This is a genomic window from Albidovulum sp., assembly GCF_049646345.1.
GTDB lineage: Bacteria > Pseudomonadota > Alphaproteobacteria > Rhodobacterales > Rhodobacteraceae > Albidovulum.
Genome location: NZ_JBARVQ010000284.1, coordinates 35170 through 58857 on the forward strand (window position 1 = coordinate 35170; position 23688 = coordinate 58857).

The 23688-nt window shown below is 61.9% G+C and carries 20 protein-coding genes; 8 read left to right on the forward strand and 12 right to left on the reverse strand.

Features of this window, described 5'->3' with window-relative positions; all coding sequences use genetic code 11:
* Positions 1-298 precede the first annotated feature (298 nt).
* The 4 genes from WBB85_RS06955 to dnaQ are packed head-to-tail and all read left to right on the forward strand — an operon-like array spanning position 299 to position 3021.
* On the forward strand, positions 299-910 hold the full coding sequence (locus WBB85_RS06955; RefSeq protein ID WP_432637893.1) for a Maf family protein: 612 nt from the start codon (positions 299-301) through the stop codon (positions 908-910).
* Entirely contained in the window at positions 907-1746 is an 840-nt protein-coding gene (locus WBB85_RS06960; RefSeq protein ID WP_432637894.1) for a shikimate dehydrogenase, read from the forward strand. Before WBB85_RS06955 ends, WBB85_RS06960 begins: the two co-directional genes overlap by 4 nt.
* Complete coding sequence (gene coaE / locus WBB85_RS06965; RefSeq protein ID WP_432637895.1) at positions 1743-2336, forward strand: dephospho-CoA kinase; 594 nt, start codon at positions 1743-1745, stop codon at positions 2334-2336. The genes WBB85_RS06960 and coaE overlap by 4 nt, the downstream gene beginning before the upstream one ends.
* On the forward strand, positions 2329-3021 hold the full coding sequence (gene dnaQ, locus WBB85_RS06970; RefSeq protein ID WP_432637896.1) for a DNA polymerase III subunit epsilon: 693 nt from the start codon (positions 2329-2331) through the stop codon (positions 3019-3021). Before coaE ends, dnaQ begins: the two co-directional genes overlap by 8 nt.
* Here the strand turns inward: dnaQ and WBB85_RS06975 are convergent.
* From WBB85_RS06975 to WBB85_RS06995, 5 genes are all read right to left on the reverse strand, one after another.
* Positions 3018-3689, reverse strand: coding sequence for a sugar transferase (locus tag WBB85_RS06975; RefSeq protein WP_432637897.1), 672 nt, complete (start codon positions 3687-3689; stop codon positions 3018-3020). The genes dnaQ and WBB85_RS06975 overlap by 4 nt on opposite strands.
* Before the next feature lie 191 nt (positions 3690-3880).
* Positions 3881-5182 carry a xylose isomerase gene (gene xylA, locus WBB85_RS06980; RefSeq protein WP_432637898.1) on the reverse strand — a complete coding sequence of 434 codons (1302 nt, stop codon included), beginning with the start codon at positions 5180-5182 and terminating at the stop codon, positions 3881-3883.
* The gene (gene xylB / locus WBB85_RS06985) at positions 5179-6615 is read right to left on the reverse strand and encodes a xylulokinase (RefSeq protein WP_432637899.1); all 1437 of its coding nucleotides are present in this window, start codon (positions 6613-6615) and stop codon (positions 5179-5181) included. The genes xylA and xylB overlap by 4 nt, the downstream gene beginning before the upstream one ends.
* Positions 6615-7373 (reverse strand): ATP-binding cassette domain-containing protein, encoded by a 759-nt coding sequence (locus WBB85_RS06990; RefSeq protein WP_432637900.1) that lies wholly within the window; start codon positions 7371-7373, stop codon positions 6615-6617. Before WBB85_RS06990 ends, xylB begins: the two co-directional genes overlap by 1 nt.
* An 11-nt stretch (positions 7374-7384) precedes the next feature.
* Positions 7385-8713 (reverse strand): sugar ABC transporter permease, encoded by a 1329-nt coding sequence (locus tag WBB85_RS06995; protein WP_432637901.1) that lies wholly within the window; start codon positions 8711-8713, stop codon positions 7385-7387.
* Between WBB85_RS06995 and WBB85_RS07000 the strand changes: the two genes are divergently transcribed.
* Complete coding sequence (locus tag WBB85_RS07000) at positions 8712-8840, forward strand: hypothetical protein (RefSeq protein ID WP_432637902.1); 129 nt, start codon at positions 8712-8714, stop codon at positions 8838-8840. The genes WBB85_RS06995 and WBB85_RS07000 overlap by 2 nt on opposite strands.
* A 22-nt stretch (positions 8841-8862) precedes the next feature.
* Here the strand turns inward: WBB85_RS07000 and WBB85_RS07005 are convergent, their stop codons facing one another.
* Positions 8863-9879 (reverse strand): substrate-binding domain-containing protein, encoded by a 1017-nt coding sequence (locus WBB85_RS07005; RefSeq protein WP_432637903.1) that lies wholly within the window; start codon positions 9877-9879, stop codon positions 8863-8865.
* 241 nt (positions 9880-10120) lie between these two features.
* On the opposite strand from WBB85_RS07005, the gene WBB85_RS07010 reads away from it, so the two are divergent.
* The gene (locus tag WBB85_RS07010; protein ID WP_432637904.1) at positions 10121-11371 is read left to right on the forward strand and encodes an ROK family protein; all 1251 of its coding nucleotides are present in this window, start codon (positions 10121-10123) and stop codon (positions 11369-11371) included.
* Complete coding sequence (locus WBB85_RS07015; RefSeq protein WP_432637905.1) at positions 11368-12888, forward strand: CRTAC1 family protein; 1521 nt, start codon at positions 11368-11370, stop codon at positions 12886-12888. Before WBB85_RS07010 ends, WBB85_RS07015 begins: the two co-directional genes overlap by 4 nt.
* On the opposite strand, the gene WBB85_RS07020 is transcribed toward WBB85_RS07015, so the two are convergent.
* Complete coding sequence (locus tag WBB85_RS07020) at positions 12885-14195, reverse strand: cytochrome-c peroxidase (protein ID WP_432637906.1); 1311 nt, start codon at positions 14193-14195, stop codon at positions 12885-12887. The genes WBB85_RS07015 and WBB85_RS07020 overlap by 4 nt on opposite strands.
* A gap of 124 nt (positions 14196-14319) precedes the next feature.
* On the opposite strand from WBB85_RS07020, the gene WBB85_RS07025 reads away from it, so the two are divergent.
* Positions 14320-15159, forward strand: a complete 840-nt coding sequence (locus tag WBB85_RS07025) for a YihY/virulence factor BrkB family protein (RefSeq protein ID WP_432637907.1) — start codon at positions 14320-14322, stop codon at positions 15157-15159.
* Here WBB85_RS07025 and WBB85_RS07030 read toward each other — a convergent pair.
* The 5 genes from WBB85_RS07030 to WBB85_RS07050 form a co-directional block, all read right to left on the reverse strand.
* Complete coding sequence (locus tag WBB85_RS07030; RefSeq protein ID WP_432637908.1) at positions 15153-18692, reverse strand: translocation/assembly module TamB domain-containing protein; 3540 nt, start codon at positions 18690-18692, stop codon at positions 15153-15155. The genes WBB85_RS07025 and WBB85_RS07030 overlap by 7 nt on opposite strands.
* Positions 18692-20524 carry an autotransporter assembly complex protein TamA gene (locus tag WBB85_RS07035; protein WP_432637909.1) on the reverse strand — a complete coding sequence of 611 codons (1833 nt, stop codon included), beginning with the start codon at positions 20522-20524 and terminating at the stop codon, positions 18692-18694. The genes WBB85_RS07030 and WBB85_RS07035 overlap by 1 nt, the downstream gene beginning before the upstream one ends.
* Positions 20525-20631: 107 nt before the next feature.
* Positions 20632-21666 carry an ABC transporter substrate-binding protein gene (locus WBB85_RS07040; protein ID WP_432637910.1) on the reverse strand — a complete coding sequence of 345 codons (1035 nt, stop codon included), beginning with the start codon at positions 21664-21666 and terminating at the stop codon, positions 20632-20634.
* Positions 21636-23003: a sensor histidine kinase gene (locus WBB85_RS07045; RefSeq protein WP_432637911.1), complete on the reverse strand. Its 1368-nt coding sequence runs from the start codon at positions 23001-23003 to the stop codon at positions 21636-21638. The genes WBB85_RS07040 and WBB85_RS07045 overlap by 31 nt, the downstream gene beginning before the upstream one ends.
* On the reverse strand, positions 23000-23665 hold the full coding sequence (locus tag WBB85_RS07050; RefSeq protein ID WP_432637912.1) for a response regulator transcription factor: 666 nt from the start codon (positions 23663-23665) through the stop codon (positions 23000-23002). The genes WBB85_RS07045 and WBB85_RS07050 overlap by 4 nt, the downstream gene beginning before the upstream one ends.
* Positions 23666-23688 lie beyond the last annotated feature (23 nt).

Consider the following 23688-nt stretch of genomic DNA (forward strand, 5'->3'; position numbering starts at 1 on the left):
ATCGGGATGGACCTGTGCAAAAACCTGTGAAAAACCGGAAGTTCTGAAAAAAGCGGATAATTAATTATATTTTTCAATATCTTATAGGACTTAAGGGCAGACAGGACATGTATAGTTCTGTCCCCGGAGCGGTCTCAGACCAGTCAGTCCACATGGACAGACCTCCCACATCCACAATGGGAGAATTCGCCTGGCACCTTGACAGAAACCCCGGTTTTCCCCCAGCAACATTGCAAGCCCCGCTTTCAACAAATTCGGCCACACCATTGCACCACCGCTTATCCACAGACCCGTCCCCATGACACTTTCAACACCCCGGCGCTTCATCCTTGCATCCGGTTCTACGATCCGGGCGCAGCTTCTGCGCAATGCCGGTCTTGGGGTTGAGGTGATACCGGCAAAGATTGACGAAGAAGCGATCCGCGCAGCCCTTGCGGCCGAGGATGCCAGCCCCCGTGATCTTGCCGACACTCTGGCCGAGATGAAAGCCCGCAAGATTTCAGACAAGCAACCCGATGCGCTGGTGCTTGGGTGCGATCAGATCCTTGAATGCCATCGCCAGGTGTTTTCAAAGCCCGCTGATCCCTCCGATGCCCGTGACCAGCTCAGCGCGCTGAAGGGACGGACCCACCGGCTGCTTTCTGCTGCGGTCATCTGCCAGGCGGGTAAACCGATATGGCGACATGTGGGTGAGGTCCGCCTGACAATGCGTGATCTCTCAGAGGCATATCTTGATGATTATGTCGCCCGTAACTGGGACAGCATTCGTGAAACCGTCGGCTGCTACAAGCTGGAGGAGGAAGGGGTGCGGCTTTTTTCCCGCATCGAGGGCGATTACTTCAACGTTCTTGGCTTGCCGCTGATCGAACTCTTGACCTGGCTCGGTATTCGGGGCGACATCGCCACATGATCGACCATCCTCGTATTCCGCTTGCCGGTGTCATCGGCTCCCCCATCGCGCATTCCAAATCGCCGCGGCTGCACAGCCACTGGCTGAAGACCTACGATATTCGTGGCTTCTACATCCCGATGGATGTTGCCCAATCCGATCTGAAAGAGGTCATCGCGACCCTTCCCAAGGCGGGCTTTGTCGGCATCAATGTCACGATCCCGCACAAGGAAACCGTGCTGGCTTTGGCCGATGTCGTGACCGACCGCGCGGCCTTGATCGGGGCGGCAAATACGCTGATCTTCCGCAAGGACGGCAGGATTCATGCTGACAATACTGATGGTTATGGCTTTATCGCCAATCTGAAGCAAAACGCGCCCGGTTGGACCGCATCCGCCGGACCCGCTGCTGTCATTGGCGCAGGTGGTGGCGCCCGTGCGGTCATCGCCTCACTGATCGAGGTTGGCGTGCCTGAAATCCGCCTTGCCAACCGCACCCGCAATCGTGCCGAGGCTTTGCGTTCGGAATTCGGGGCCAAGGTCATTGTGCATGACTGGGTGCAGGCCGGGAACATGATGGAAGACGCGACCACGGTCGTGAACACGTCCTCGCTCGGAATGGAGGGGAAACCGGAATTCCGCATCCCCCTTGATGCTTTGTCGCCAAAAGCCGTCGTAACGGACCTCGTCTACACGCCACTGCGCACCACGCTTTTGGAAGAGGCGGCTGCGATTGGCTGTGTGACAGTCGACGGCCTTGGTATGCTTCTGCATCAGGCAGCCCCCGCTTTTGAACGCTGGTTCGGAACCCGACCCGAGGTCGATCAGGCCACGAGGGACGTGGTCCTCGGCGCATGAGCCGCCCGTTCCTGCTTGGTCTGACGGGCTCGATCGGCATTGGCAAATCCACCACTGCCGCAATGTTCGCCGATGAAGGTGTACCGGTCTGGGATGCAGATGCTGCCGTCCACCGGCTTTACGCAAAGGGCGGCGCGGCGGTTCCGGAAATCGCAGCCCTTTGCCCAGAAGCGATCGTTGATGGCGCGGTGGACCGCGCTGGTCTGAAAAGCTGGATTGCCCGCGACCCGGCGGCCCTTTCCAGGATCGAAGCCGTTGTCCATCCGCTCGTCGCCGCAGATCGTGCGGCCTTTATCGCCAACAGTACCGCGCCGCTCGTCGTGCTCGACATGCCGCTGCTTTTTGAAACTCGGGCGGACGCGATGATGGACGCGACCCTAGTCGTCACCGTTCCGGCCGACATCCAGCGCGACAGGGTTCTGGCGCGCCCAGGAATGACCGAAGCCCAGCTTGATACCATCCTCGCCCGCCAGATGCCTGACGCTGAAAAGCGCGCCCGCGCCACTAATGTGATTGAAACGCTCACCCTTGATGCGACCCGCGCCGCCGTGCGAAACCTGATCGCGAAGATCGGAGCAGGCCATGCGTGAAATCGTCCTCGATACCGAAACCACCGGCTTTGAACCGGCCGAAGGCCATCGAATCGTCGAGATTGGCGCGATTGAGCTGTTGAACCACATGCCGACGGGCCGTACCTATCACCAATACATCAACCCCGAACGCGGCATGCCGAAAGAGGCGTTCGATGTGCACGGTCTTGGCGATGATTTCCTGCGCGACAAACCGCTATTTGCGCAGGTGGGACAGGCTTTTCTGGATTTCATCGGCGGGGATTCCCGGCTGGTGATCCACAATGCCAGCTTCGATATAAAATTCCTGAATGCAGAGCTTGGCTGGGCCAATCTGCCGGTCCTGCCAATGGACCGCGCCCTTGACACCGTCGCGGTGGCGCGGCGCAAATTCCCCGGTTCGCCCGCATCGCTTGACGCGCTTTGCCGTCGTTTCGGCATCGACAATTCCGCCCGCGAAAAACACGGCGCTCTGCTGGACAGTGAGCTTCTGGCCGAGGTCTATCTTGAGCTGATCGGCGGGCGGCAGCCGGATTTTGGTCTGTCCTCGAATTCCTCAACGCAGGAAAATACCACGACGACGACATGGCGCCCCTCACCGCGTCCCGCCCAGCTTCCCCCAAGGATGACCGAGGCCGAACAATCGGCGCATGGGGCCTTTGTCGACAGCCTTGGCGATGCGGCGATCTGGAAGCGGTTCGGTTAGATACCCGTCGCCCGCAAGACGACGCCGACGGTCCTGAACAGGATCGACAGGTCGGTGAAAAGGCTGATCTGGCCAGAGTAATCCTCGTCAAAGAGCGCACGTTCGCTGAAAGACCCCCGGTTGCGACGCCCGACCTGCCATAACCCGGTGATACCCGGACGCATCAGGTAATAGCTCGCCCCGCAGAGCCTGCTTTCATATTGCGCCCGCTGTTCGGGCAGAAAGGGACGGGGGCCGACAAGGCTCATCTCGCCCATAAGAACATTCCAAAACTGGGGAAGCTCATCAAGACTGGTCTTGCGCAGGATCGCGCCGAACCGCGTCACGCGCGGATCGCGGGCCAGTTTCTGCGTTTGCCGCCATTCCTGTTCCAGCAGCGGGTTGTCGCGCAGGATCGATTCCAATGCCCTGTCGGCGTCCGGCACCATCGTGCGGACCTTCCAGCACCGAAAGACCTGTCCGTCCCGGCCAATCCGAAGCTGGGAATAGATCGGATTTCCGCCGAACAGGGCGGTCAGCCCCAGAATGACACCAAGGATCGGCACCACGATCGGCGCCATCAGAAGAACAAGAAGAACATCGAGAACCCGTTTCCCATGCGTGGCATAGATACCCGGACGGGGGCAGACGACCGCGTCGTCACGAAACTCAAATAGTGGGGCGGCCATCAGGCAAACTCCCTTCCCTGGTTGCGCCGGGCCACCCCAAGCCCGGTCTTTCCGCCAAGGTAGAGAGCGAATGGTTACGGATCTGTTAAGCTTAAATCCGAAGCATTGCACAGCCGTATCTGTAAAATAATATATTTAATATCAATAACTTAGTGATACAAAATAGTTAACGTCCGATGGTCTTTGCCATCTCAGACAAACCGGCTCCACAGATTCTCCAGCCGTTCCTGGCGGCCGGATTGCGGCTTTGGATCGATTCCCTTCGACAGAACGAGATCCGAAATTTCGGCCAGCCCGTTCTCCAGCATCGCCTTACTATCGGCCCGGTCCCAACCGGAATAACGTGCCTCGCGGGCACGTTCGAGCGCGCCGTCCTCCAGAAGCGCCGCCGCCGCCTTCAAGGACCGCGCGCAGACATCCATTGCGCCCACATGGGCGAGGATCAGATCCTCGGGATCAAGGCTCTGACGCCGCAATTTCGCATCGAAATTCGTGCCACCGGTCGTGAAGCCGCCCGTTCGCAGGATCTCATAGTAAGCCCGCGCGGTTTCCGGCACGCTGTCGGGGAACTGGTCGGTGTCCCAGCCGGATTGATAATCATTGCGGTTCATGTCGATCGACCCGAAGAGGTCAAGCGACGCGGCCAGTGCAATCTCATGTTCGAACGAATGCCCGGCAAGGATCGCATGGCCCTGTTCGATGTTGACCTTCACTTCATCCTCAAGCCCGAACCGCTTGAGGAACCCATAGACGGTCGCAACATCGTAGTCGTATTGATGCTTCGATGGTTCTTGCGGCTTCGGTTCGATCAGGATCGCGCCCTTGAAGCCGATCTTGTGTTTGTATTCGACAACCATCTGCAGGAACCGACCGGCCTGCTCGACCTCACGCTTCAGATCGGTATTGAGCAAGGTCTCATAACCTTCGCGCCCACCCCACAACACATAGTTCTGCCCGCCCAGCCTGTGGGTTGCATCCATGCAGGATTTCACCGTCGCGGCGGAATAGGCGAAAACCTCAGGGTCCGGATTGGTCGCGGCACCTGACATGAACCGGCGATGGGAAAAGAGGTTCGCCGTGCCCCAGAGCAGACGGGTGCGATGCGTTTCCATCTTTTCGGCGAAATAATCGACGATCTCTTCGAGGTTGCGCAGGCTTTCGGCGAAGGTCGCGCCTTCGGGGCGCACATCGGCATCATGGAAACAGAAGAAGGGCGCGCCGAGGATGTCGAACATCTCGAACGCCACATCGGCCTTCAGCCGAGCCAGATCCATTCCGTCACCGAACCAGGGCCGTTCAAATGTCTGCCCACCAAAGGGATCACCGCCGGGCCATGCGAAGCTGTGCCAATAGGCGACAGCAAAGCGCAGATGATCCTCCATCCGTTTGCCCATGACCATCTCATCGGGGTTGTAGTGGTGGAAGGCGAATTCGGTGTCGCTGTCCGGACCCTCATAGCGAATGTGCGGGATATCTTTGAAGAAGTCTGTCATGTCAGTCCCTTGATGGCAGATGCGGCGGCGCGGTAGCGGGCATGGCCTTCGTCAAAGGCCCCCGTCAGCACGGCCACCGGGTCGATGGTTTTGGCAATTGCCGGAGGCGTTGCGACCTCTGCGCCCGCCCCCGTCGCCGCCATGATGGCAAGGCGGGCTGCGCCGAAGGCCCCGCCATAGTCACCCGCGACCGGGACCGATACGGGTGTGCCGAGCGCTGTGGCGATGGCGGACAGCCAGTAGTCGGACTTCGACCCCCCGCCGACCGCCATCAGCCGGTCAATCTTCGTGCCGGTCGCGGCCAGCGCATCGCGGCAGTCGCGGATCGCGAAAGTGACACCTTCCAGCACAGCCCGCGTCGCGGCAACCCGGTCAGTATCATGTTCCAGCCCGATGAAAGCGCCGCGGATCGCGGCATCGTTCAGCGGCGTGCGTTCGCCGCCAAGATAGGGCAGGAATCGCGCTTTGCCCGGCGCTTTCAATCCCCCTAGACCTTCGGTCAGATCCCGGGCTTCGGCCTCGGCGATCCCGGCAAACCAGTTCAGCGCATCGGTGGCGGCAAGAATGACGCCCATCTGATGCCATTTGCCGGGAAGCGCGTGGCAGAACGTATGTACGGCCGTTGCGGGATCAGGCCGATAGCCGTCATTCGCGGCAAAAAGCACGCCCGAAGTTCCAAGCGAAACGAAGGCCTGCCCGGCCTTCACGACGCCAACCCCGATCCCGGCGGCAGCATTGTCCCCCGCCCCGCCCGCGATGATGACACCTTTCGGCAGGCCGAAGCGGTCCGCCAGTTCCGGGCGCAGTGTACCCGACTGCGCGGAACCTTCGACCAGCCGGGGCATGGCGCTGCGGTCCAGTCCGGTCGCGGTCAGCAGATCGTCAGACCAGTCGCGCTTACCGGTATCCAGCCAGCTTGTCCCGGCCGCATCCGACATTTCGGCGACATGATCGCCGGTCAGCCACAGCCGCAGATAATCCTTGGGCAGCAGCACCTTCGCCACCTTGGTGAACAGCGCGGGCTCATGGTGCCTGACCCAAAGCAGCTTTGGCGCGGTGAAGCCGGGAAAAATGATATTGCCGGTCAAAGCGCGGAACTTCGGATCGGCATCCAGCTCTGCGGCCTCGGCGTGCGCACGTGTATCGTTCCAAAGAATGCAGGGGCGCAGTACATCATCGGCACCGTTCAGCAACACCGCGCCATGCATCTGGCCTGAAAGGCCGACGCCCCGGATCGCCCTTCGAAGCTCTGACGGAATAGCGTTCAACACCGCTTCGGCGGCCACGATCCAGTAGGCGGGCGATTGTTCCGACCAACCCTCATGCGGCCGCGATACTGTCAGCGGTGCGGTGGCTTCGGCCACGATCCCTTGGGCATCGTCGATGACAACGCCCTTCAGGCCCGACGTTCCCAGATCGAGCCCGAGATACATCAGGCGGCCTTTTCCGGCTCTTTGCCAAGAATGATCATGCCGAGGATATCCTCATCCGTGACCTCGTTCACATTGACCGTGCCCACCAATTGACCGTTCTTCATCACGCTCGCCCGGTCGCAAAGCTTCATCACGTTGTGGATGTCATGCTCGATCAGGAAAATGCCGAGGCCCTGCGCCTTCAGCTCTTCGATCAGTTCCGCCACCATCTGGGTTTCATGCGGGCCAAGTGCGGCGGTCGGTTCGTCCATAATCAGGATGCGGGCATTGAAATAGACCGCGCGGGCGATGGCAACCGACTGGCGCTGACCGCCCGAAAGCGCCGAAACCGGCACGTTGAACTTGCGGAAGTTCGGGTTGAGCCGCGCCATGATCTTGCGTGTCTCGGCCTCCATCCGCACATCGTCGACAAGGCCGCGGGGCGATACAAGCTCACGGCCAAGGAACAGGTTCGAGGCGGCGTCGAGGTTGTCGGCCAAAGCCAGCGTCTGATAGATCGTCTCGATATTGTAAGACCGCGCATCGCGGGGGTTTTCGATCAGGGCCTTTTCGCCGTTGATGTAAACCTCACCGCTATCGGCCTGATAGGCACCCGACAGGCATTTGATCAGCGTCGACTTGCCCGCGCCATTGTGGCCAAGAAGGCCGACAACTTCACCGGGATAAAGATCGACGGTGACATGATCGACAGCCTTGATGCCGCCGAACGAGATAGAGATGTCGCGAAGCTCAACAAGGGGTGTTCCACGATCGGTCATAACTGTTCCCCTCACTTCGATTTGCTGCGGTAAAGTTTGTCGAGATAGACAGCGAAGACGAGCACCGAGCCGACGACCACCTGCTGGATTGCCGCATCGAACCCGATCAACACCATGCCGGTCTGAAGGCTCTGCATCACCAGCGCGCCGATGATCGCGCCATAGATCGTTCCGATCCCGCCGCCGAGCGATGTGCCGCCGATGACGGCAGAAGCGATAACGTAAAGCTCGTCCAGAGTACCGAGCGCGTTGGTCGCCGAATTGAGACGCGCCGAGGCGACGACCGAGGAGAGCCCGGCAAGGAACCCCATCAGCGCGAAGATCTTCACGGTCATCCAGCGGGTATTGATACCCGCGAGTTCCGCCGCCTCCGGGTTGCCGCCAATGGCAAAGACATAGCGGCCAAAGCGGGTGCGGGTCATCAGGAAGGTCATCACGATGCCGACCGCGATCAGGATCAGGACCGGGATTGCGAAACCATGGCTGATGAACAGCCCGCCCTCGGGCACTTCAATGGCGTTGCGTTCGGCATATTGCTTCACGATGCCTTTTGGCCAGGGATAGGAATTGACCAGCAGCACCGCGCCCAGAACGATGCCGCAACCTATGAGGCCCAGAAAGGCCTCGGCCCAGACGGGCCGCAGCGGAAATTCGAACTTACGGCGCTGGGAGCGGCCATGCAGGATCAGATAGACGATGCCGACACAGGCCAGCAGGCCGACAATCCAGCTTCCGACCGCGCCAACCGCGCCGTAAGGACCGCCGCCCAGCAGGGCAAAGGTGGAATCGACCGGCGAAATCGTCTCACCCCGCGCGACGAGGAAGGCAGCACCCCGCCAGACCAGAAGCCCGCCAAGAGTTACGATGAAGGCCGGGATGCCTCGATAGGCGATCAGCCAGCCATGAAAGGCGCCGACCGCCGTACCAAGTGCGAGCCCGCAGAGGATCGCGATGATCCAGATCAGCGGATGACCGAGGCCTAGGAATTGCGGCAGGATCTGAACCTGCATCACCCCCATGACGATAGCGCAAAAGCCAAGGATCGAGCCGACCGACAGGTCGATATGCCGGGTCACGATCACCAGAACCATGCCCGTCGCCATGATCCCGATGGAAGCGGTCTGCACCGACAGGTTCCACAGGTTCCTGGGCGTCAGGAACGCGCCGAAGCCGCTCTTGAAATAGCCGTAGAAATGAAAGCCGATCCAGATCAGCAGCAGCGCGCCAACCATGCCAAGAAGGCGGGTATCAAGCTCGGTCGCGCGAAGGAAACGGGCAATCGGCCCTTCCTGAGCGGCCTGCGCTCCGGCGTTCGGGGTGGTGGAGGATGTCTGGGTCATGTCCTTATCCAGCTATGGCGAAAGGATGCGGGTAAAGAACCCGCTTGTTGAGACTGACAATGGTCGTCGGGACGAGATGCGCGAAAGCTCTGCGGCTTTGTTCGCGCTGGTAGTGCCCGGCGCGTGAACGCCGGGCACGAAAGTCAGGATCAGCAGCCTGCGACGCCGTCCATCGCACCTTCGCAAGCCTGCTCTTTCGAGATGTGGCCAGCATCAATGGCGACGTTCAGGTTGTCCTTGGTGACCGGGGTCGGTGCAAGGAAGATGGCGTTCATTTCAACACCCTTCTCACCACCCGACCACTTCACCGCACCGTCGATGGCGCTCATCTCGGCACCACCTGCAAGCGCCACGGCGATATCGGCCGCTGCCTTGCCAAGTTGACGCGAATCTTTCCAGACCGACACGGTCTGGGTGCCACGTGCCACGCGGTTCAATGCGGCAAGATCACCGTCCTGCCCGCCGACCGGGATGTTCAGACCCTGCGCCGAAAGCGCGGCAATGACGCCACCGGCCATGCCGTCGTTTTCGGACAGAACCGCGTCGACCTCGTTGTTCGCGGCGGTCAGGATCTGCTCCATGTTCTTCTGGGCATTGTCCGGCTTCCAGCCATCGGTAAAGCTTTCACCGACGATCTTGATCGTGCCTGCGTCAACATCGGCACCGATGACTTCCATCATGCCTTCCAGAAGGAACAGCGCGTTCGGGTCGCCCTTGTCACCTTTGATGATGGCGTAGTTGCCTTCGGGCTGCGCGGCCTTGACGGTTTCGGCGATGATGCGGCCGACGCCCTTGTTGTCGAAGGTCAGATAGAAGGCGCGGTCATCCTCGATCAGGCGGTCATAACCAACGACCGGAATGCCTTCGGCCGCGGCTTTGTCGAGCGCGGGGCCGATCGCGTCCTTGTCGACTGACAGGATCACCAGCGCTTCGGCGCCTTGCGTGATCAGCGCCTCGATATCGGTCAACTGCTTGGCGGCCGAGTTCTGCGCATCGGATGAGATATAGGTGGCACCGGCGGCTTCCAGCGCGGCTTTCATCGCCGCTTCGTCGGTCTTCCAGCGCTCTTCCTGGAAGTTGGACCAGCTGACGCCCACGGTCTGGGCAAGCGCGGATGTGGCGAAACCGGCCGTCAGGGCGACGGCCGCGAGAATGGCTTTATGCATTTTTTCCTCCCGTTGACGGGCCATGACGCCCGGATCGGCGGATTCGCCGAACTTTCCCTAGGCTGCCGCTATTAAATTCGCTTGTCAAATTAAAAACACTGGTCCAAACTGTGATATGGGAAGAAATCTACCAAAATTGCCCTTGGATGTCCATTGATTGGCTGAATCCACATGAGTTCAGGTAGATTTAAGTTAAGTGAGCTAATTAATGTCGGATCACGACTCTCGGAATGGTCATCGCATGGGTCCGGACATGTACGGATGCGGCCCGCTGATTCCCGCCTTGTCGGAAACCGCCCGCCCTCTCCGCCAGCAGATCTTTGAACGGGTGCGTGCCGCTGGATTCATTCCGAGGGTACAGGTCGCGAAAGAGCTTGCCATCAGCCCGGCCACGGTAACGACGCTGACGTCAGAGCTTATGGAAATGGGGCTGGTCGAGGAGATTGCCACGCCACGTGACGGGGAAAGTGGCCGTGGCCGTCCGGCCGTGGCTTTGGGCGTCAGGCCCGATGCGCATCTGGTTGCTGGGATTAAACTCTCGGACCGGGAAAACACCGCTGTTATCGTCGATTTCGCCGGGAACCTTGTTGCTGATCTTGCGATCCCGCATCAACCGGGGGCGATGGAGCTTACTGACCTTGTGTCCCTGACCGCCGATTTGGTCGATCAGATCTGTCTCAGGGCCGGGATCGGTCGATCGCAACTCAGCGCTATCGGCCTTGGCGTGCCGGGCTTTGTCGATGCTGCTGCGGGTATCGCGCATTGGTCGCCACTTTTGTCCGGGCGTCATGTTCCCCTCGCGCAAGCACTGTCCGCCCAACTGGGCCTTCCGGTTCATATCGACAACGACGCTAATCTGGTGACGCTGGCCGAGCTGTGGTTCGGTGCCGGACGGTACCTGTCCGACTTCGCCGTTGTCACCATCGAACATGGCGTCGGCATGGGCTTTGTCCTGAACCACCGTATCTATCGCGGGGCGCAAGGTCTTGGGATGGAGTTAGGCCATACCAAGGTCCAGCTCGACGGGGCACTCTGCCGGTGCGGTCAGCGTGGCTGTCTTGAGGCCTATGTCGCCGATTATGCCCTCGCGCGTGAGGCGACCACGGCGCTCAACTGGACCAATCGCGAAAACCGCTCAATCAACATCCTTCTGGAAAGCCTCTATGACCATGCGAAGGCGGGAAATCAGGCGGCACGGTCGATCTTCCACCGGGCCGGGCGGTTCCTGGCCTTGGGCCTTGCAAATGTGGTGAACCTGTTCGATCCGGAACTGATCATCTTGTCGGGCGAACGGATGCGATACGATTACCTCTATGCCAATGAGACGCTGGCTGAGATCAAGGCGCTGGCTCTGAATACCGGCCGTCCGGCGCCAAAGATCGAAATCCACGCCTGGGGCGACCTGCTTTGGGCGCATGGCGCGGCGGCCCTTGCGCTTTCGGCAGTGACCGAAGGGCTGCTCGCCCCGGCGCGCGAGATTGCTGCGCGATGAAGTCACTCATTCCCGCGCTGGTTTTCGCATTTTCGGCCTGTGCAGAGCCTGTTTTTGTCGACCGGGCGGCGGGCCTTTCCATGCGCCATGTTTATGACGGCGGATGGGAACACTTTGTCGGTGGGGGTGTTGCGGTATTGGATTGCAACGGCGATGACCGGCCCGACCTCTTTGCCGCAGGCGGCGAAAATCCTGCCCGGCTGTTCGTTAACATAACGGTCGGACCCGGCGCGCCGATTACATTCACCGAAGGTACACCATCGGACATCCGTGGAACGACGGGCACCTATCCGTTGGATATCGACGGCGACGGCTTCCTCGATATTGCGGTACTCAGGGTCGGCCCGGACATGCTACTGCGCGGCGGCCCGGACTGCAGCTTTACCGATGCCTCCTCCGAATGGGGTTTTCATCCGCGCGACGCCTGGACCACGGCCTTTTCCGCGATATGGGAACAGGGGCAGTCCCTGCCCACCCTCGCCTTCGGCCATTACGTCGATCGCGCCAATCCCGATGGGCCGTTCGAGGCTTGTGACACCTCCGATCTCTATCGCCCCGATGGCAATGTGTATGGAACACCCGAAATCATCGCGCCCGGTTTTTGCGCGCTGTCGATGCTGATATCCGACTGGCAACGCAAGGGCGATCCGGAACTGCGCATCTCCAACGACCGGCACTACTACGTGCGCGGCGGCTATGAGCAGATGTTCCGGCTGAACCCGCTGACCGAACACACCAAGGATTGGCCGCATGTCTCGCTCTGGGGTATGGGGATCGCCAGCCAGGACATCACCGGAGACGGGCTGCCCGAGGTGATGATGACCTCGATGGGCGACCAGCTGTTGCAGATCAACACCGGCACCGGCTTCGTCAACGCACCCTATGAGATCGGCACCTATGCCCATGTGCCATTCATCGGCGACGATGGTCGCCCCTCGACCGGCTGGCATGCGGAGTTTGGCGATATCGATAATGATGGACGGATGGATCTGTTTATCGCCAAGGGCAATGTCGACCAGATGCCGTCGAACGCGATCCACGACCCCAACAATCTGCTGATGCAGAGCGCGGACGGGAAGTTCGTCGAAAAAGCCGAAATGGCAGGCATCGCGACGACCGAGCGGTCGCGCGGCGCGGCGCTGGCTGATCTCGATGGCGACGGGCGTCTCGATATCGTGGTGATGAACCGCCGCGCGCCGATGGAGATCTGGCAGAACGCAACCACGAATACTGGCCATTGGGCCGGAATAGAGCCTGTTTCTGTTGTAAACACCCGGGCTATCGGCGCCTGGGTGGAGCTGCGCTTCGGTGATAAGGCGGAAGTACGCGAAGTGACTGTGGGCGGCGGTCACGCCGGGGGGCAGGCAGGGCCGTTGCATTTCGGATTGGGCTCAGAAACCGCAGCAGAAGTCAGAGTGATCTGGCCCGAAGGCGTTGCATCGGACTGGGTCCCGGTGCCGGTGGATCGGGTGATACGGGTTTCGCGGAACGGGACCGGGCTGACGCTCGGCCATTAACGATCAACCGGCAGTCCGCTCGGCACGGTATCCGGCACGCCCAGCCGCCCTACAATCGCACTATCATCGGTCAGCGCCTGCAAGAAAGCGACGAGGGCGTCGATCTCCTTGTCCGTCAGCGGCTTTCCGGGAAGAGCCGCGTTCTGAATGGCGGCGACCTCATCCGCGGCATCGAGGATCACCCAATCCGGTTTGGTACCATCAAGCTGCGGCAAGACAGCCTGCTTGCGGTCATAACCGCCAAGGCCCACGCCGGGATTGGCATGATGGGCGAGAAACGCACGGATATCCGTCCAGGCGCCGGCATGGCCCCATGGCCCGGTCCGCATGACATTCCTGAGCGACGGCGTGCGGAACGCATAGGCATCCTCGGCCCGGTTCGTCACCCGCATCCGCCCGATATCGCGCGAATGGCTTTCGAACCGCTCGGCCTTGCCGGGGCCGATCTGCGGCTCGCCTATGGCGTGGAAACCCTGATCGGTCTGGAACTTACCCGAATGGCAGGCGCTGCAACCGGCTTCGCCATAGAACAGCGCCAATCCGGCATCTTGTTCATCTGAAAGCTTACCCTCGCCCCTCAGCATCCGGTCAAACGCGGAATTGTCAGCCCGCCATTCGAATTCCACGAAGGCCGCAATGGCGTTTGAAATGTCGGTGAAGGCGATATCCTTCCCGGCCGCAATTTCGGGATAGGCGTCACTGAACATGTCCCGATAGGCCGGAATCGCTGCGATACGTTGCGAAATGATGTCCCACGCCCCACCCTCGCCAGTGATCCGGCCGCTGCGCACCGCCTTGGCGACATCGTTTTCTTGATAATGCCCGGCCATTTCATCGGGCGAGAGAACCGGGAACATCGTCTGGGCCGACAGGATCGAGGCAAAGCCTGCGACCATCTCATCCTCAAGCGGCGTTCTCAGACCGGTAGGCCGCGACGGATCGGCCTCAATCCGGCCGTCATGGAACATCACCGTGAATTCGCGCGCGCCCAGATTGAACAAAGCGGGCGCGTTGCGGGGGATGCGCTGTTCGGGCAGGTTATCCGGATCGACGTGGCGGTCGGGGCCAAGCCCGATCCCGCCTTCACCCAGCCCCAGAGACAACCCGTCAGAGGTGGCGAAACGCGGATGGTGACAGGTCGCACAGGAAATATTGCGGTTCCCCGACAGGATCGGATCATAGAACAGAAGCTGACCCAGCCGCGCTTCGGCCTCAATCACCGGCAGGTAATCGCCATCGGTGATAGCGGCGGGTATTTCCGCCAAAGCGGGTCCGGCAATGACGGCAAGGATCAGGGAAATGCGCATGGTTTACCTCCGACTGGGCAAGCTTTAACCCGCAAAAAGGCTTCTGCCCAGATGGTAGCCGATGGATCGACCATTGCGGGCTGTCGGGCAACGCGCGAACATGGGCTGAGTGAGTGGAGTTGCCATGCGACGGATGTTGGACCCGAAATTCATGGTCAGCCTTGCCCGTTCGGTCTGGCACGCATCCGACGACCGGCATCTGGGGCTGATCGCGGCGGGGGTCGCGTTTTATACGATGCTCGCGATCTTTCCCGGCATGGCCGCGACAATCGCAATCTGGGGGTTCTTCGCCGATCCGGTGGTGATGCGCGATTACCTTGCCCAGATCCATGACCTGATGCCGGATGCAGCTTACGGCATCATCGAAGCCCAGTTGAATGCGCTGCTGGCGGCAAATACCTCGACTTTGGGCTGGACCACTGCGGTATCCCTCGCGGTGGCCCTTTATTCAGTGCATTCCGGGGTGTCGGCCCTGATCGCCGGGCTGAACGCAATCCATGCCAGCCGCCGGCGCAGCGGGATCATGCGGCTTGTCGGGTCCGTTATGTTGACGCTTGCGCTGATGGGGCTCTTCCTGACGGCGCTGGCCACCGTCGTCATTTTGCCGATCGCGCTCAATTTCCTGCCGCTTGGACCGGTGGCGGGGTACATCCTCGGCATTCTGCCATGGGCGGTGATGTTCGTGGTCGTGCTGATCGTCCTTGGTCTCTTTTATCGCTGGGGGCCGAACATGGATGCGCGCCATGCGTGGATTACGCCTGGTGCAGTGCTGGCCGCCCTTCTTTGGGCCGGGGCATCCATGGCGTTCTCTGTCTACCTGGCGAATTTCGGCGCCTATAACCGGGTCTATGGCTCCATCGGTGCGGTGATCGCGCTTTTGATGTGGCTCTATATCTCGGCTTACATCGTGCTGCTGGGGGCGGCGATCAATGCCGAACGCGCCCGGCTGATCCGCGATCAGTAATCCTTTTCGTAGAACAGCCCGACCCCTGTCCCGCCATCGGATTCGAGTTTACCGCGCAGCGTCACGCCGGGCCGAACATCGAGGTTGAGGTTCAGCTCGGTCTTGCCCTCACCGCCGATGGTGACATCGGTATAGACCTTTTCCGAGATGTATTTGCCGGCCCGCAATGCCGCTGTTCCATTCTCATCCGTCGTCACATCGAGGTCGTCGAGCCCGAAGGAGTTCCGCAACTTTGACACGATGCCTTCGCCGCCCTTCCCGGCCAGAGTGGCCACAGCCGAGGCGAGTTGCGCCGCCTGGAAAGGCGATAGGCTGGTCAGGCTACGGCCGAACAGCAAATGCGCGATGACCTCTTCTTCCGGCAATTCGGGTGACGACAGGAACCGGATCTCGGGCTCGGATGCTTCGCCTTCGATCACGATCGTCGCGGTGATCGTGTCGCTTTGCGATGAGGCCGAAAACCGGACATAGGGCGTCAACGCGCCCTGCAACTGCACCAGACCCTCATCCATGGTGAACCGCTTTCCAAGGATATCGAGCCGTCCGCGAATAAGCGTGAATTGGCCTGAGGGCACGATATTCGCGGTGGTGCCACCGACCTTCAATGACCCGCCCATTTCGGCATCGAGCCCGCGGCCGCGAACGAAGATCCGCTCCGGGGCCGAGATTGTCAGATCGAGCCCGTAGACCGGCCCACCCTTCTTCCCGGCGTCATCATCCTTGATCAGCCCGGCGCGTGCGCGTGTCCGGCGAACGCCCGCCGGTTCATTGACATGCGCGATCCCGTCAACCACCGAGGTTGTCCCGAACCCGGTCGAGGGAATACTAATCTCTGTCCGGCCAAGTGCCACCGCACCTTCGATCCGCGCGCCACCCCGGAAGGCACCGCGAATGGCGACCGACCCATCGACGGTGGTGTCATAAAGATCGGGATCGCGCAGCTTGACCGCATTCAGGCGCAGCGCCAGATCGCCCTCAAAGGGCGGCGTCAGCGCCACCGGGCCGGATACTTCAATCCGTCCCCCGCCCCGGACATTGGCCCCGCCCGATACCGTCGCGCGGGAATTTGCAAGGTCGGCGCTGACAATCAGATCCTGCAGCTCGATCCCGAAGGTCGGCGCAACCAGCCGCCCGCCATTGATGCCAACCCTGCCGGATAGTGAGGCAAGGCGCGGTGGACCGGACAGGCGCAGGTCGAATGAAACCGGACCTTCGACGTTGCGGGGGGCGATGAACGGGTTCAGGATCGCCGATTGCGCCCCGCCATCAATCGCCAGATCGGCGGTCTTGAAATCCTGCGCGATACTGCCATCGATCCTTGCGGTGGTTGCACCGGGGCCGGTTACACCCAAATCTACAAGGTAACGCGTGCCCTCTTCGGTAATCCGACCCTCGGCCGTCAGCGGCCCGGGAAAGCCGGGGGCGAGCAGGGCCATATTGTTCAGGCGGGCGGATAGATCGATGTGGCGGATTTCCCCTTCGCTGACCCCCTCGGCATCCAGCGACAGTTGCGGGTTCGCGATGCGCAGTGCCTCCAGCCTTACACGGTCGCCGGTCTGTTCGGCGGCAAGGCTGATCTCGGACGATCCGGCCAAAAGCTGATCAACGCTCGCCTGACCGATACCAAGATTGCCGCCGCGCCCCTCCAGCGTGATGCGGCGGGTGTCACCGGTTTCCGTCAGCCGCGCCTCGGCGGCGAGCGACCCCCGGTATTTCGGGCCAAGAACTGCCAGGTCGGAAAAATCGAGCGTCGCGGTCAGATCGCTCGCGCCGGTGCGCAACACGCCCTGCGCCTGCGCGGAGAGGGTGGAGGCGACAAGATCAAGCGTGCGAATCTCGATCCCTTCCGTATCACGCCGGACCGAGGCGAGGATGCGCGACGTACCCGACAGCAGCCGGTCAAGTTCGGCCTGACCGATGCTCAGATCCTGTCCTTCAATGCTGCCTTCGGCGTCGAAGATGCCGGACAGAAGACCCGCCGATCCCGACAGGTCCAGTCTTGCAGCACCGCCAACAGGTCGCTTGGCCAGGGCCGAGAACCGCGCCATATCCTCGATCTCGGCCAGAACGCGGCCAGAAAGATCGGGCCCGGTTTCCGTGCTGGCGATGTTCAAGCCGCCCGACGCGCCATATCCATCGCCGGTCACCTCAAGAACCGGAATGCGCAAAGGCGTGCCCTTCAGCCAGTGAAACACCGCGCGCCCCGAAAGGGTCTGGCCCAGCGCCTCGGCCAAAGCCGGGTCGGTCGGGGTCAGCCCCTCGGCGGCAAAGCGGACATTGCCGCCGATGCGCGCGGCCACGACCCCGTCGTGACTGGGCCGCCCGATCCGCCCCGATCCGTCAAGCGAAAGCCAGGCAATAGAGATATCGGGGCGGTGCAGGTTTTTGACCGTGCCTTCCAGCTTCCAGCCGTCACCTCGTGCCGCCGCATAGCGGAACATCAGATCGGCACGGGTCAGCAAGGTCTGTTCGCCGGGTATCGGCAGCAGCACCTCTGACCCATCGGCCAGTCCCACCCGGATCGTCAGCGCCGTGCGGATCGGCAATCCATCGGGCGCGAGGCTGAGGCTGCCGGTCAGATCCAGCCCGCGCGATCCCAGCACCAGCCGGGTCAGGTCAAGCTGGCCCGAGGGCAGTTTGCTCCCCTCGGCCTCAAGCGTGATGTCGGGCCCAAAAAACTCCTGATATTCCGGCAATAGCAGTGGCGCGATATCGCCGCCGATATTGGCGGCAAAGCTGCGTTCAACCTTGCCATTGTCATCTTCGACGGAAAGCAGTGTGACCGCGCCCGAAAGCCGTGCCACCCCATCGGTTGTCAGCGATATGTCGGTCTTGAAATCGTCGATGACACCCGATCCGTGAACCGCAAGTTCGATGGACGGCGTGCCGGGCAGGCCGATCAGGTTCGCGGCGATCCCGTCCTTGCCCTCGGCCACCAACAGGTCGAGCGTGGCCTTGCGCGATGCGTTGGCATAGCTGCCGGTCAGGGACAGCGTTCCCTTGCGCCCATCGATGCGTTCGATGGAAAAGTCGGCCGATCCTTCGCCGCCGGAAAGTTGGGCGGTGCCGGTCAGCGACACTTCCGCTGCCGCTCCGAACAAAGCCTCGCCAAGCACCACGCGGTCCGCGCGCAATGTTCCGATTTTGACCGCCACCGGCAGATCCGGAAGGCTGAAGCCTTTCGCCTCGGCCGCTGGTCCTTCGGTTGCAGGCTTGCGCGGCAGCAGGATCTCGCCCGCCGTCATCTCCTCAATCTCGATACTGCCCGAAATCAGCGCTCGGCGGTTCCAGCTGATCGTTCCGTCGCGGAGGGTCAGCCAGATGCCCTCGCTGTCGGCGATGGTCATTTCGGCAAATGTCGCACGCGATGATAGCGCGCCGACAAAGCCGGTGATGCGTACATCCCGCCCGGCGCCTGAAAGGTTGTCCTCCAGCAGGCCGGTCAGGAAGTCACGGTCCTCGTTCGAGGTTTCCTGTGCAAGTGCCAGAACCGGCAGGAGGCAAAGACAAAGGGCAAACCAAAACCGCCGCATCAGAACGCCTGCCCTATGCCGACATAGATCTGCACACCGTCACCGGTTCCACCGGAAACCGGCAGGCCGACATCCAGCCGGATCGGCCCGATCCCGGTATCGTAGCGCAGGCCCAGCCCCGCGCCCGAATGCCATTCGCCAGTGCCGCCCCACAGCCCTTCATCGCTGACAAACCCGGCATCATAGAAGGCCACCGCACCGATCTTTTCGGTGATACCCGCCCGTATCTCACCCGAAAACCCGACAAAGCTCATCCCGCCCGACTGGATGGTGAGTGTGGGCGATTTCATCACCGGCACGCCCAGAGATTGAAAAGGTTGTCCGCGCACCGAGCCGCCACCGCCCGAGAAGAACAGGAAATCGGGCGGCGTATCGGCAAGGTCAGGCCCGACAACCGTGCCAAGCTGGAACCGCCCCGCCAGGACAACACGGCCAGAGCCGCCAAGGCTGCGATAGGCCCGCGCATCGGCTTTGATCTGGCCGCCCGATCCGGTGGTGTTCAGCCCCAGAAACGGGGTTGCGTCCAGATCAAGGTAATAACCCTTTCGCGCATCGGTCGGATTGTCGCGATCATCCCATGTCAGCGACAGCGGCAGGGCGAACAGGTCGAAGTCGGTGCTGCCCGCCGCATCCTTGGCGGTCGAATGGATATAGGCGATCCCGGCCTCGGCCGTCAGTCGGTCACTGAGAACGCGGGTCAGGCCGAAGCTGAGTTTCAGGCTGTCGACGGTCTGGTCGACAACCTCGGTCCGCTCTGCCCGCGCCTCGATGAAAGCCGTGGCATCGGTCACCGGCGTCGCTGGCCGGTCGATCCGGACGCCAAGGCTATAGCCAAGATCGGTATCCTGCGCGCCGATCCGGTCGATGGCGGCATCCACCCGCAACCTTTCGGCCCCGCCCAGAAGGTTGCGGTGCAGCCAGTAGCCCGACAGGTTCATCCCGTCCGAGGTCGACGCCTCGATCCCGAAACCGAACCGGCGCAACGCCTCTTCGGCAAGCGCCAGATCGACGTCCAGGGTATCGCCGGGGCCGAGCGTTTCAGCCTCGGTCAGCGCGACCGAGCGGAAGACCCCGGTGCGGCGCAGCCGTTTCGCGACGGTTTCCATCTCGGACGGGTCAAAGACCTCACCGGTGGGAAAGCCCGCAATTTTCCGTATCCGCTCCAGTCGCATCCGCTCATTGCCGGTCACGTTCAGATCGCCGAACCGCACGCGCGGGCCAGGGGACAACAGAATTTCGGAACTAAGGGTCGCGCTCCGATGATCGGCGACGATCTTCTGCCCCGAAACCTGCGCCTTGGCATGGCCGACATTGCGCCAGCCTTCCACCCCTGCTTCGGCCGCCTCGACAATGGCGGTGGAATAGGCGGGTTTGGTGTCACCGTAAGCGGGCGGCAGTTTGGTGCCCTTTGCATAGGGTTTCATCCGCGCCTTGCCGAAGGTGAAACGCGGCCCCGGCTTGACCGTGACTTTGATTGTGCTGATCGTGCGGGGCGCGTCGAGGGGTGCAATGTTCGCGGCTTCCTGCCCATCGATCCTGATGCGGATCACGCCGGAATAGTAGCCCTCGGCATAAAGCGCGCCGAGCAGCCGGGCATAATCGGCCCGCGCGGCAGCAAAGAGCGATTGCGAATCCGTCGTCCCTTCGCGCTCTGCCTGTTTCAGCAAGGATGCCGCAGTCAGTGCATCGGTCAGATCATCGCGGGCGCCTTGGACGTTGATTGACAGTGAGTTCAGCGCGCGTCCGGGCGAGGCGAGGAAAGCGACCACAGCACAGGACAGGGCCAGTACTGACGATTTAACGATGCCTGTCCGCCCACTCTGCAACGTCACCCCCCGGCCAATCACACGGGTTCATACCTTGCAGCATTCGGCGGCGAATTCCAGCGCCCTGCGGCCCACCGGGCGTGTTTTGGCGCATGACCCGCGAAATTGTGAACTCAGTCGCGGTTGAGCGCCGAGGACCATTCCTCCAGAAACCCCCGCCGCTTGATCGCGTCGAGAAAGACAAGAAGGCCGGGGTCGAGCCGCATGGGCCTGAGATGCGGTCCGCTGGCGAGGGCTGTTTCGTCGATGGGCGGTAGCCCGGCCTTGTCGCGAAGCAGGCCACGGCCTTCTGCGCCAAGCAGAAAATCGAGAAATGCACCACCAAGAACCGGGTTTCGCGCATGTGTCGGCACCAGACCGGTGCGCAACAAAGTCAGCGTGTGATCCTCAAGTTCGATCACCGTCGCGTCCGCATCCCCGTTCAATCGCGGCCCCGCATAGGAGCCCAGCACATTATAGGCAATGACCAGCCGCCCTTGTTTCAGATCGGTAATCATCTCATTCGATGAGGTGTAAAGCCGGGGGGTCAGACCGCCCATCACCTCTGCCAGCCGCCAGAAACTGTCCGATTGCCGGGCATCCTGTGTCGCGAACAGATAGCCCGCGCCGGAAAGCTCCGGGTCATAGGTGCCGATCCGCCCCTCGAACCGGTCCGGATGGTCGCGCAACATTTCGATCAGGTCGCGGCGGGTCTGGGGCAGCGGCAGGTCGGCGAGCCCCCGGCGCGAGGCGATAAGCACGACGTTTTCCTGCGCAAAGGCGAAAAGCCGGTCCTGCCAATGCGCCCAGCCGGGCAGGACGGCGGTCGGGCCGGAGCGGTAGGCGGCGGCAAACCCGTCATTGGCCAGTTTCATCTGCAGGTCCATCGCCGATGAGATAACCAGATCGAATTCCAGGCCTTCACCGTTGATGGCGGCAAAGACCTCCTGCGAATTGGCGACCGTGTAGCGGATGATGACATCCGGATTGCGCGCCTGAAACGCCTCGATCAGCGGCCGCATTACGGCGGTGTCGGTCGTCGACAGGATGGCCAGTTCCCGCACCCCTGCGCCGGTCGCGGGAAAGGTAACCTCTTCCTCGACCGTGAACCCCGCCGCGATCCGGGCAAGACCAATGATCAGGCCAAGGGCAAGTAGAGCCGCGCGCATGTGCCGCCTCCTTCCCGTTCGGTAATCTCGAACCGCCCGCCATGGGCAGCGGCCACCTCGGTGACGATGGTCAGGCCAAGGCCAGACCCGATCACGTCACCCGCATTTTCGCCTCGTGAGAAGCGTTTGGTCAGCCGCCCCTGCGCCTGCCCCGATAAGCCGCGCCCCCGGTCGGCGACCTCGATCCGGGCCGAGGCGCCATTGATCAGCGCCAGTTCGACCGTGGTTTCCGGCGGCGAATACTTGATCGCATTGTCGATGAGGTTTCGCAAAGCCGCCTCGATCAAAGCCCGGTCGCCCTGAACCGTGATCGGTTCGGTTTTCACGGCGATGGTCAGGTCCTTCAGGTCCGCCGTTGGCCCGAATGCTTCGGCCTGTGCGATCACCAGTTTCGCAAGATCCACCGGCTCATCCGCCAGCCGGTCGGACCGGGCGACGACGGTGGCATGGTCCAGAAGCTGCCCGGCAGAGCGGCTGCTTTCCTCGACCGCACGGATCACGGCGCGCAGGGTTTCGCGCATCTCCTCGGATTTGCTTTGCCGCATGGCGATCTCGGCCCGCGCCCGCACGGTGGCCAGCGGTGTGCGGATATGATGCGCGGCCTCGCCGATGAAGGTCTCGGTCCGCGAAATCGCGCCCCTTAGCCGTGCAATGAAGCCGTTCAGCGCCGTGATCAGCGGCCTCAGTTCCACCGGCGTCGGGTGATCCACAGCGCGCAGATCCTGCGGCCCGCGCCGCCCGACCGCATCGGCCAGCCGGTTGATCGGGCGGATCACGCCACCGGCAGTCAGCAGCGACAAGGCAGCCGCAAAGGCGAAGGAACCAAGCCCGATCACCGCCGCGCGCTGGGCGACGCGCTGGGCAATCGCCTCTTGCCCCTGCCGTGTCTGGGCGACCATCACCAGAACTGGCACCGGCTTGCGCGCCACCAGAACCATGCGGGCCACGGCGGCAATGCGCACTTCGGTGTCGCGATAGGCGGAGGTATAGAAAACCGGCGTTACGGCAGCCCCGGCTTCGGGCGGTAAAGGCAGATCGGCATAACCTGTCAGTGTCTCGCCCCCGGCGTCGATCCGATAAAAGACCCGGTCGGCGCTGATCGAACCCAGGATCGAAAACGCCTCATAGGGCAGATCGACGCTGACGCCCTCATCCCCGCCCTGCAGGCTTTCGGCAATGGCGAGCGTCGCCGCCCCCAAGACCCCGTCCTGTGTCGCCTCGGCTGCCTGATCGGCGACGGTGCGGACGGTGAAATAAAGCACGATGGCCAGAACCGCAGCGATGCCCAGCAGCATCAGAACCAGCCGGAGCCGGAGCGATATCGGCCTGCGGATCATCCGGCGGTCAGCCGGTAGCCGAGGCCGCGCACCGTCTCGATCCTGGCGCCCGACCCTTCCAGCTTCTTGCGCAGACGGGCGACATAGACCTCGATCGCATTGTCGGTGACGCTTTCGGCATAGGAAAAGAGGCGGTCGCAAATCTGTGCCTTGGAAAAGATGCGTTCCGGCGCGGCCAGAAGGATTTCCAGAAGCCGCAATTCGCGATTGCGCAACTCGCGCATCTCACCGCCGACCGAGACGCTGGCATTCAGCGGGTTGAAGGTCATGCCCGCGAAATGCTGCACCGTTTGCAGCGCATTCCCGCGCCGCCGCAATACGGCACGACAGCGCGCCTCCAGTTCCGCGAAATCGAAGGGCTTGGTCACGTAGTCATCCGCACCAAGGTCCAGCACATCGACCCGGTCCGACACTTCGGCGCGCGCGGTCATCACGATGATCGGCGTATCGCGCCCGCTGCGGCGTTCGCGGCCAAGAAAGTCGCGCCCGTCGCCATCGGGCAGCGAGATGTCCAGCAGGATCAGATCATATTGCGCGGCCCCTAGGCAATCCTCGGCCTCGCCCAGCGATCCGGCCGGATCGACGGCATGGCCATCCAGCCGCAGCCGGTCGGCCACCGACTGGGCCAGATCGGGATTGTCCTCGACCAGAAGAAACCGCACCACATTCTCCCCGGATGACAGGT

Coding starts and splice junctions, on each gene's coding strand:
- WBB85_RS06955 (WP_432637893.1), top strand. CDS start 299: ATGACACTTTCAACACCCCGGCGCTTCATCCTTGCATCCGGTTCTACG.
- WBB85_RS06960 (WP_432637894.1), top strand. CDS start 907: ATGATCGACCATCCTCGTATTCCGCTTGCCGGTGTCATCGGCTCCCCC.
- coaE (WP_432637895.1), top strand. CDS start 1,743: ATGAGCCGCCCGTTCCTGCTTGGTCTGACGGGCTCGATCGGCATTGGC.
- dnaQ (WP_432637896.1), top strand. CDS start 2,329: ATGCGTGAAATCGTCCTCGATACCGAAACCACCGGCTTTGAACCGGCC.
- WBB85_RS06975 (WP_432637897.1), bottom strand. CDS start 3,689: ATGGCCGCCCCACTATTTGAGTTTCGTGACGACGCGGTCGTCTGCCCC.
- xylA (WP_432637898.1), bottom strand. CDS start 5,182: ATGACAGACTTCTTCAAAGATATCCCGCACATTCGCTATGAGGGTCCG.
- xylB (WP_432637899.1), bottom strand. CDS start 6,615: ATGTATCTCGGGCTCGATCTGGGAACGTCGGGCCTGAAGGGCGTTGTC.
- WBB85_RS06990 (WP_432637900.1), bottom strand. CDS start 7,373: ATGACCGATCGTGGAACACCCCTTGTTGAGCTTCGCGACATCTCTATC.
- WBB85_RS07000 (WP_432637902.1), top strand. CDS start 8,712: ATGTCCTTATCCAGCTATGGCGAAAGGATGCGGGTAAAGAACCCGCTT.
- WBB85_RS06995 (WP_432637901.1), bottom strand. CDS start 8,713: ATGACCCAGACATCCTCCACCACCCCGAACGCCGGAGCGCAGGCCGCT.
- WBB85_RS07005 (WP_432637903.1), bottom strand. CDS start 9,879: ATGCATAAAGCCATTCTCGCGGCCGTCGCCCTGACGGCCGGTTTCGCC.
- WBB85_RS07010 (WP_432637904.1), top strand. CDS start 10,121: ATGGGTCCGGACATGTACGGATGCGGCCCGCTGATTCCCGCCTTGTCG.
- WBB85_RS07015 (WP_432637905.1), top strand. CDS start 11,368: ATGAAGTCACTCATTCCCGCGCTGGTTTTCGCATTTTCGGCCTGTGCA.
- WBB85_RS07020 (WP_432637906.1), bottom strand. CDS start 14,195: ATGCGCATTTCCCTGATCCTTGCCGTCATTGCCGGACCCGCTTTGGCG.
- WBB85_RS07025 (WP_432637907.1), top strand. CDS start 14,320: ATGCGACGGATGTTGGACCCGAAATTCATGGTCAGCCTTGCCCGTTCG.
- WBB85_RS07030 (WP_432637908.1), bottom strand. CDS start 18,692: ATGCGGCGGTTTTGGTTTGCCCTTTGTCTTTGCCTCCTGCCGGTTCTG.
- WBB85_RS07040 (WP_432637910.1), bottom strand. CDS start 21,666: ATGCGCGCGGCTCTACTTGCCCTTGGCCTGATCATTGGTCTTGCCCGG.
- WBB85_RS07045 (WP_432637911.1), bottom strand. CDS start 23,003: ATGATCCGCAGGCCGATATCGCTCCGGCTCCGGCTGGTTCTGATGCTG.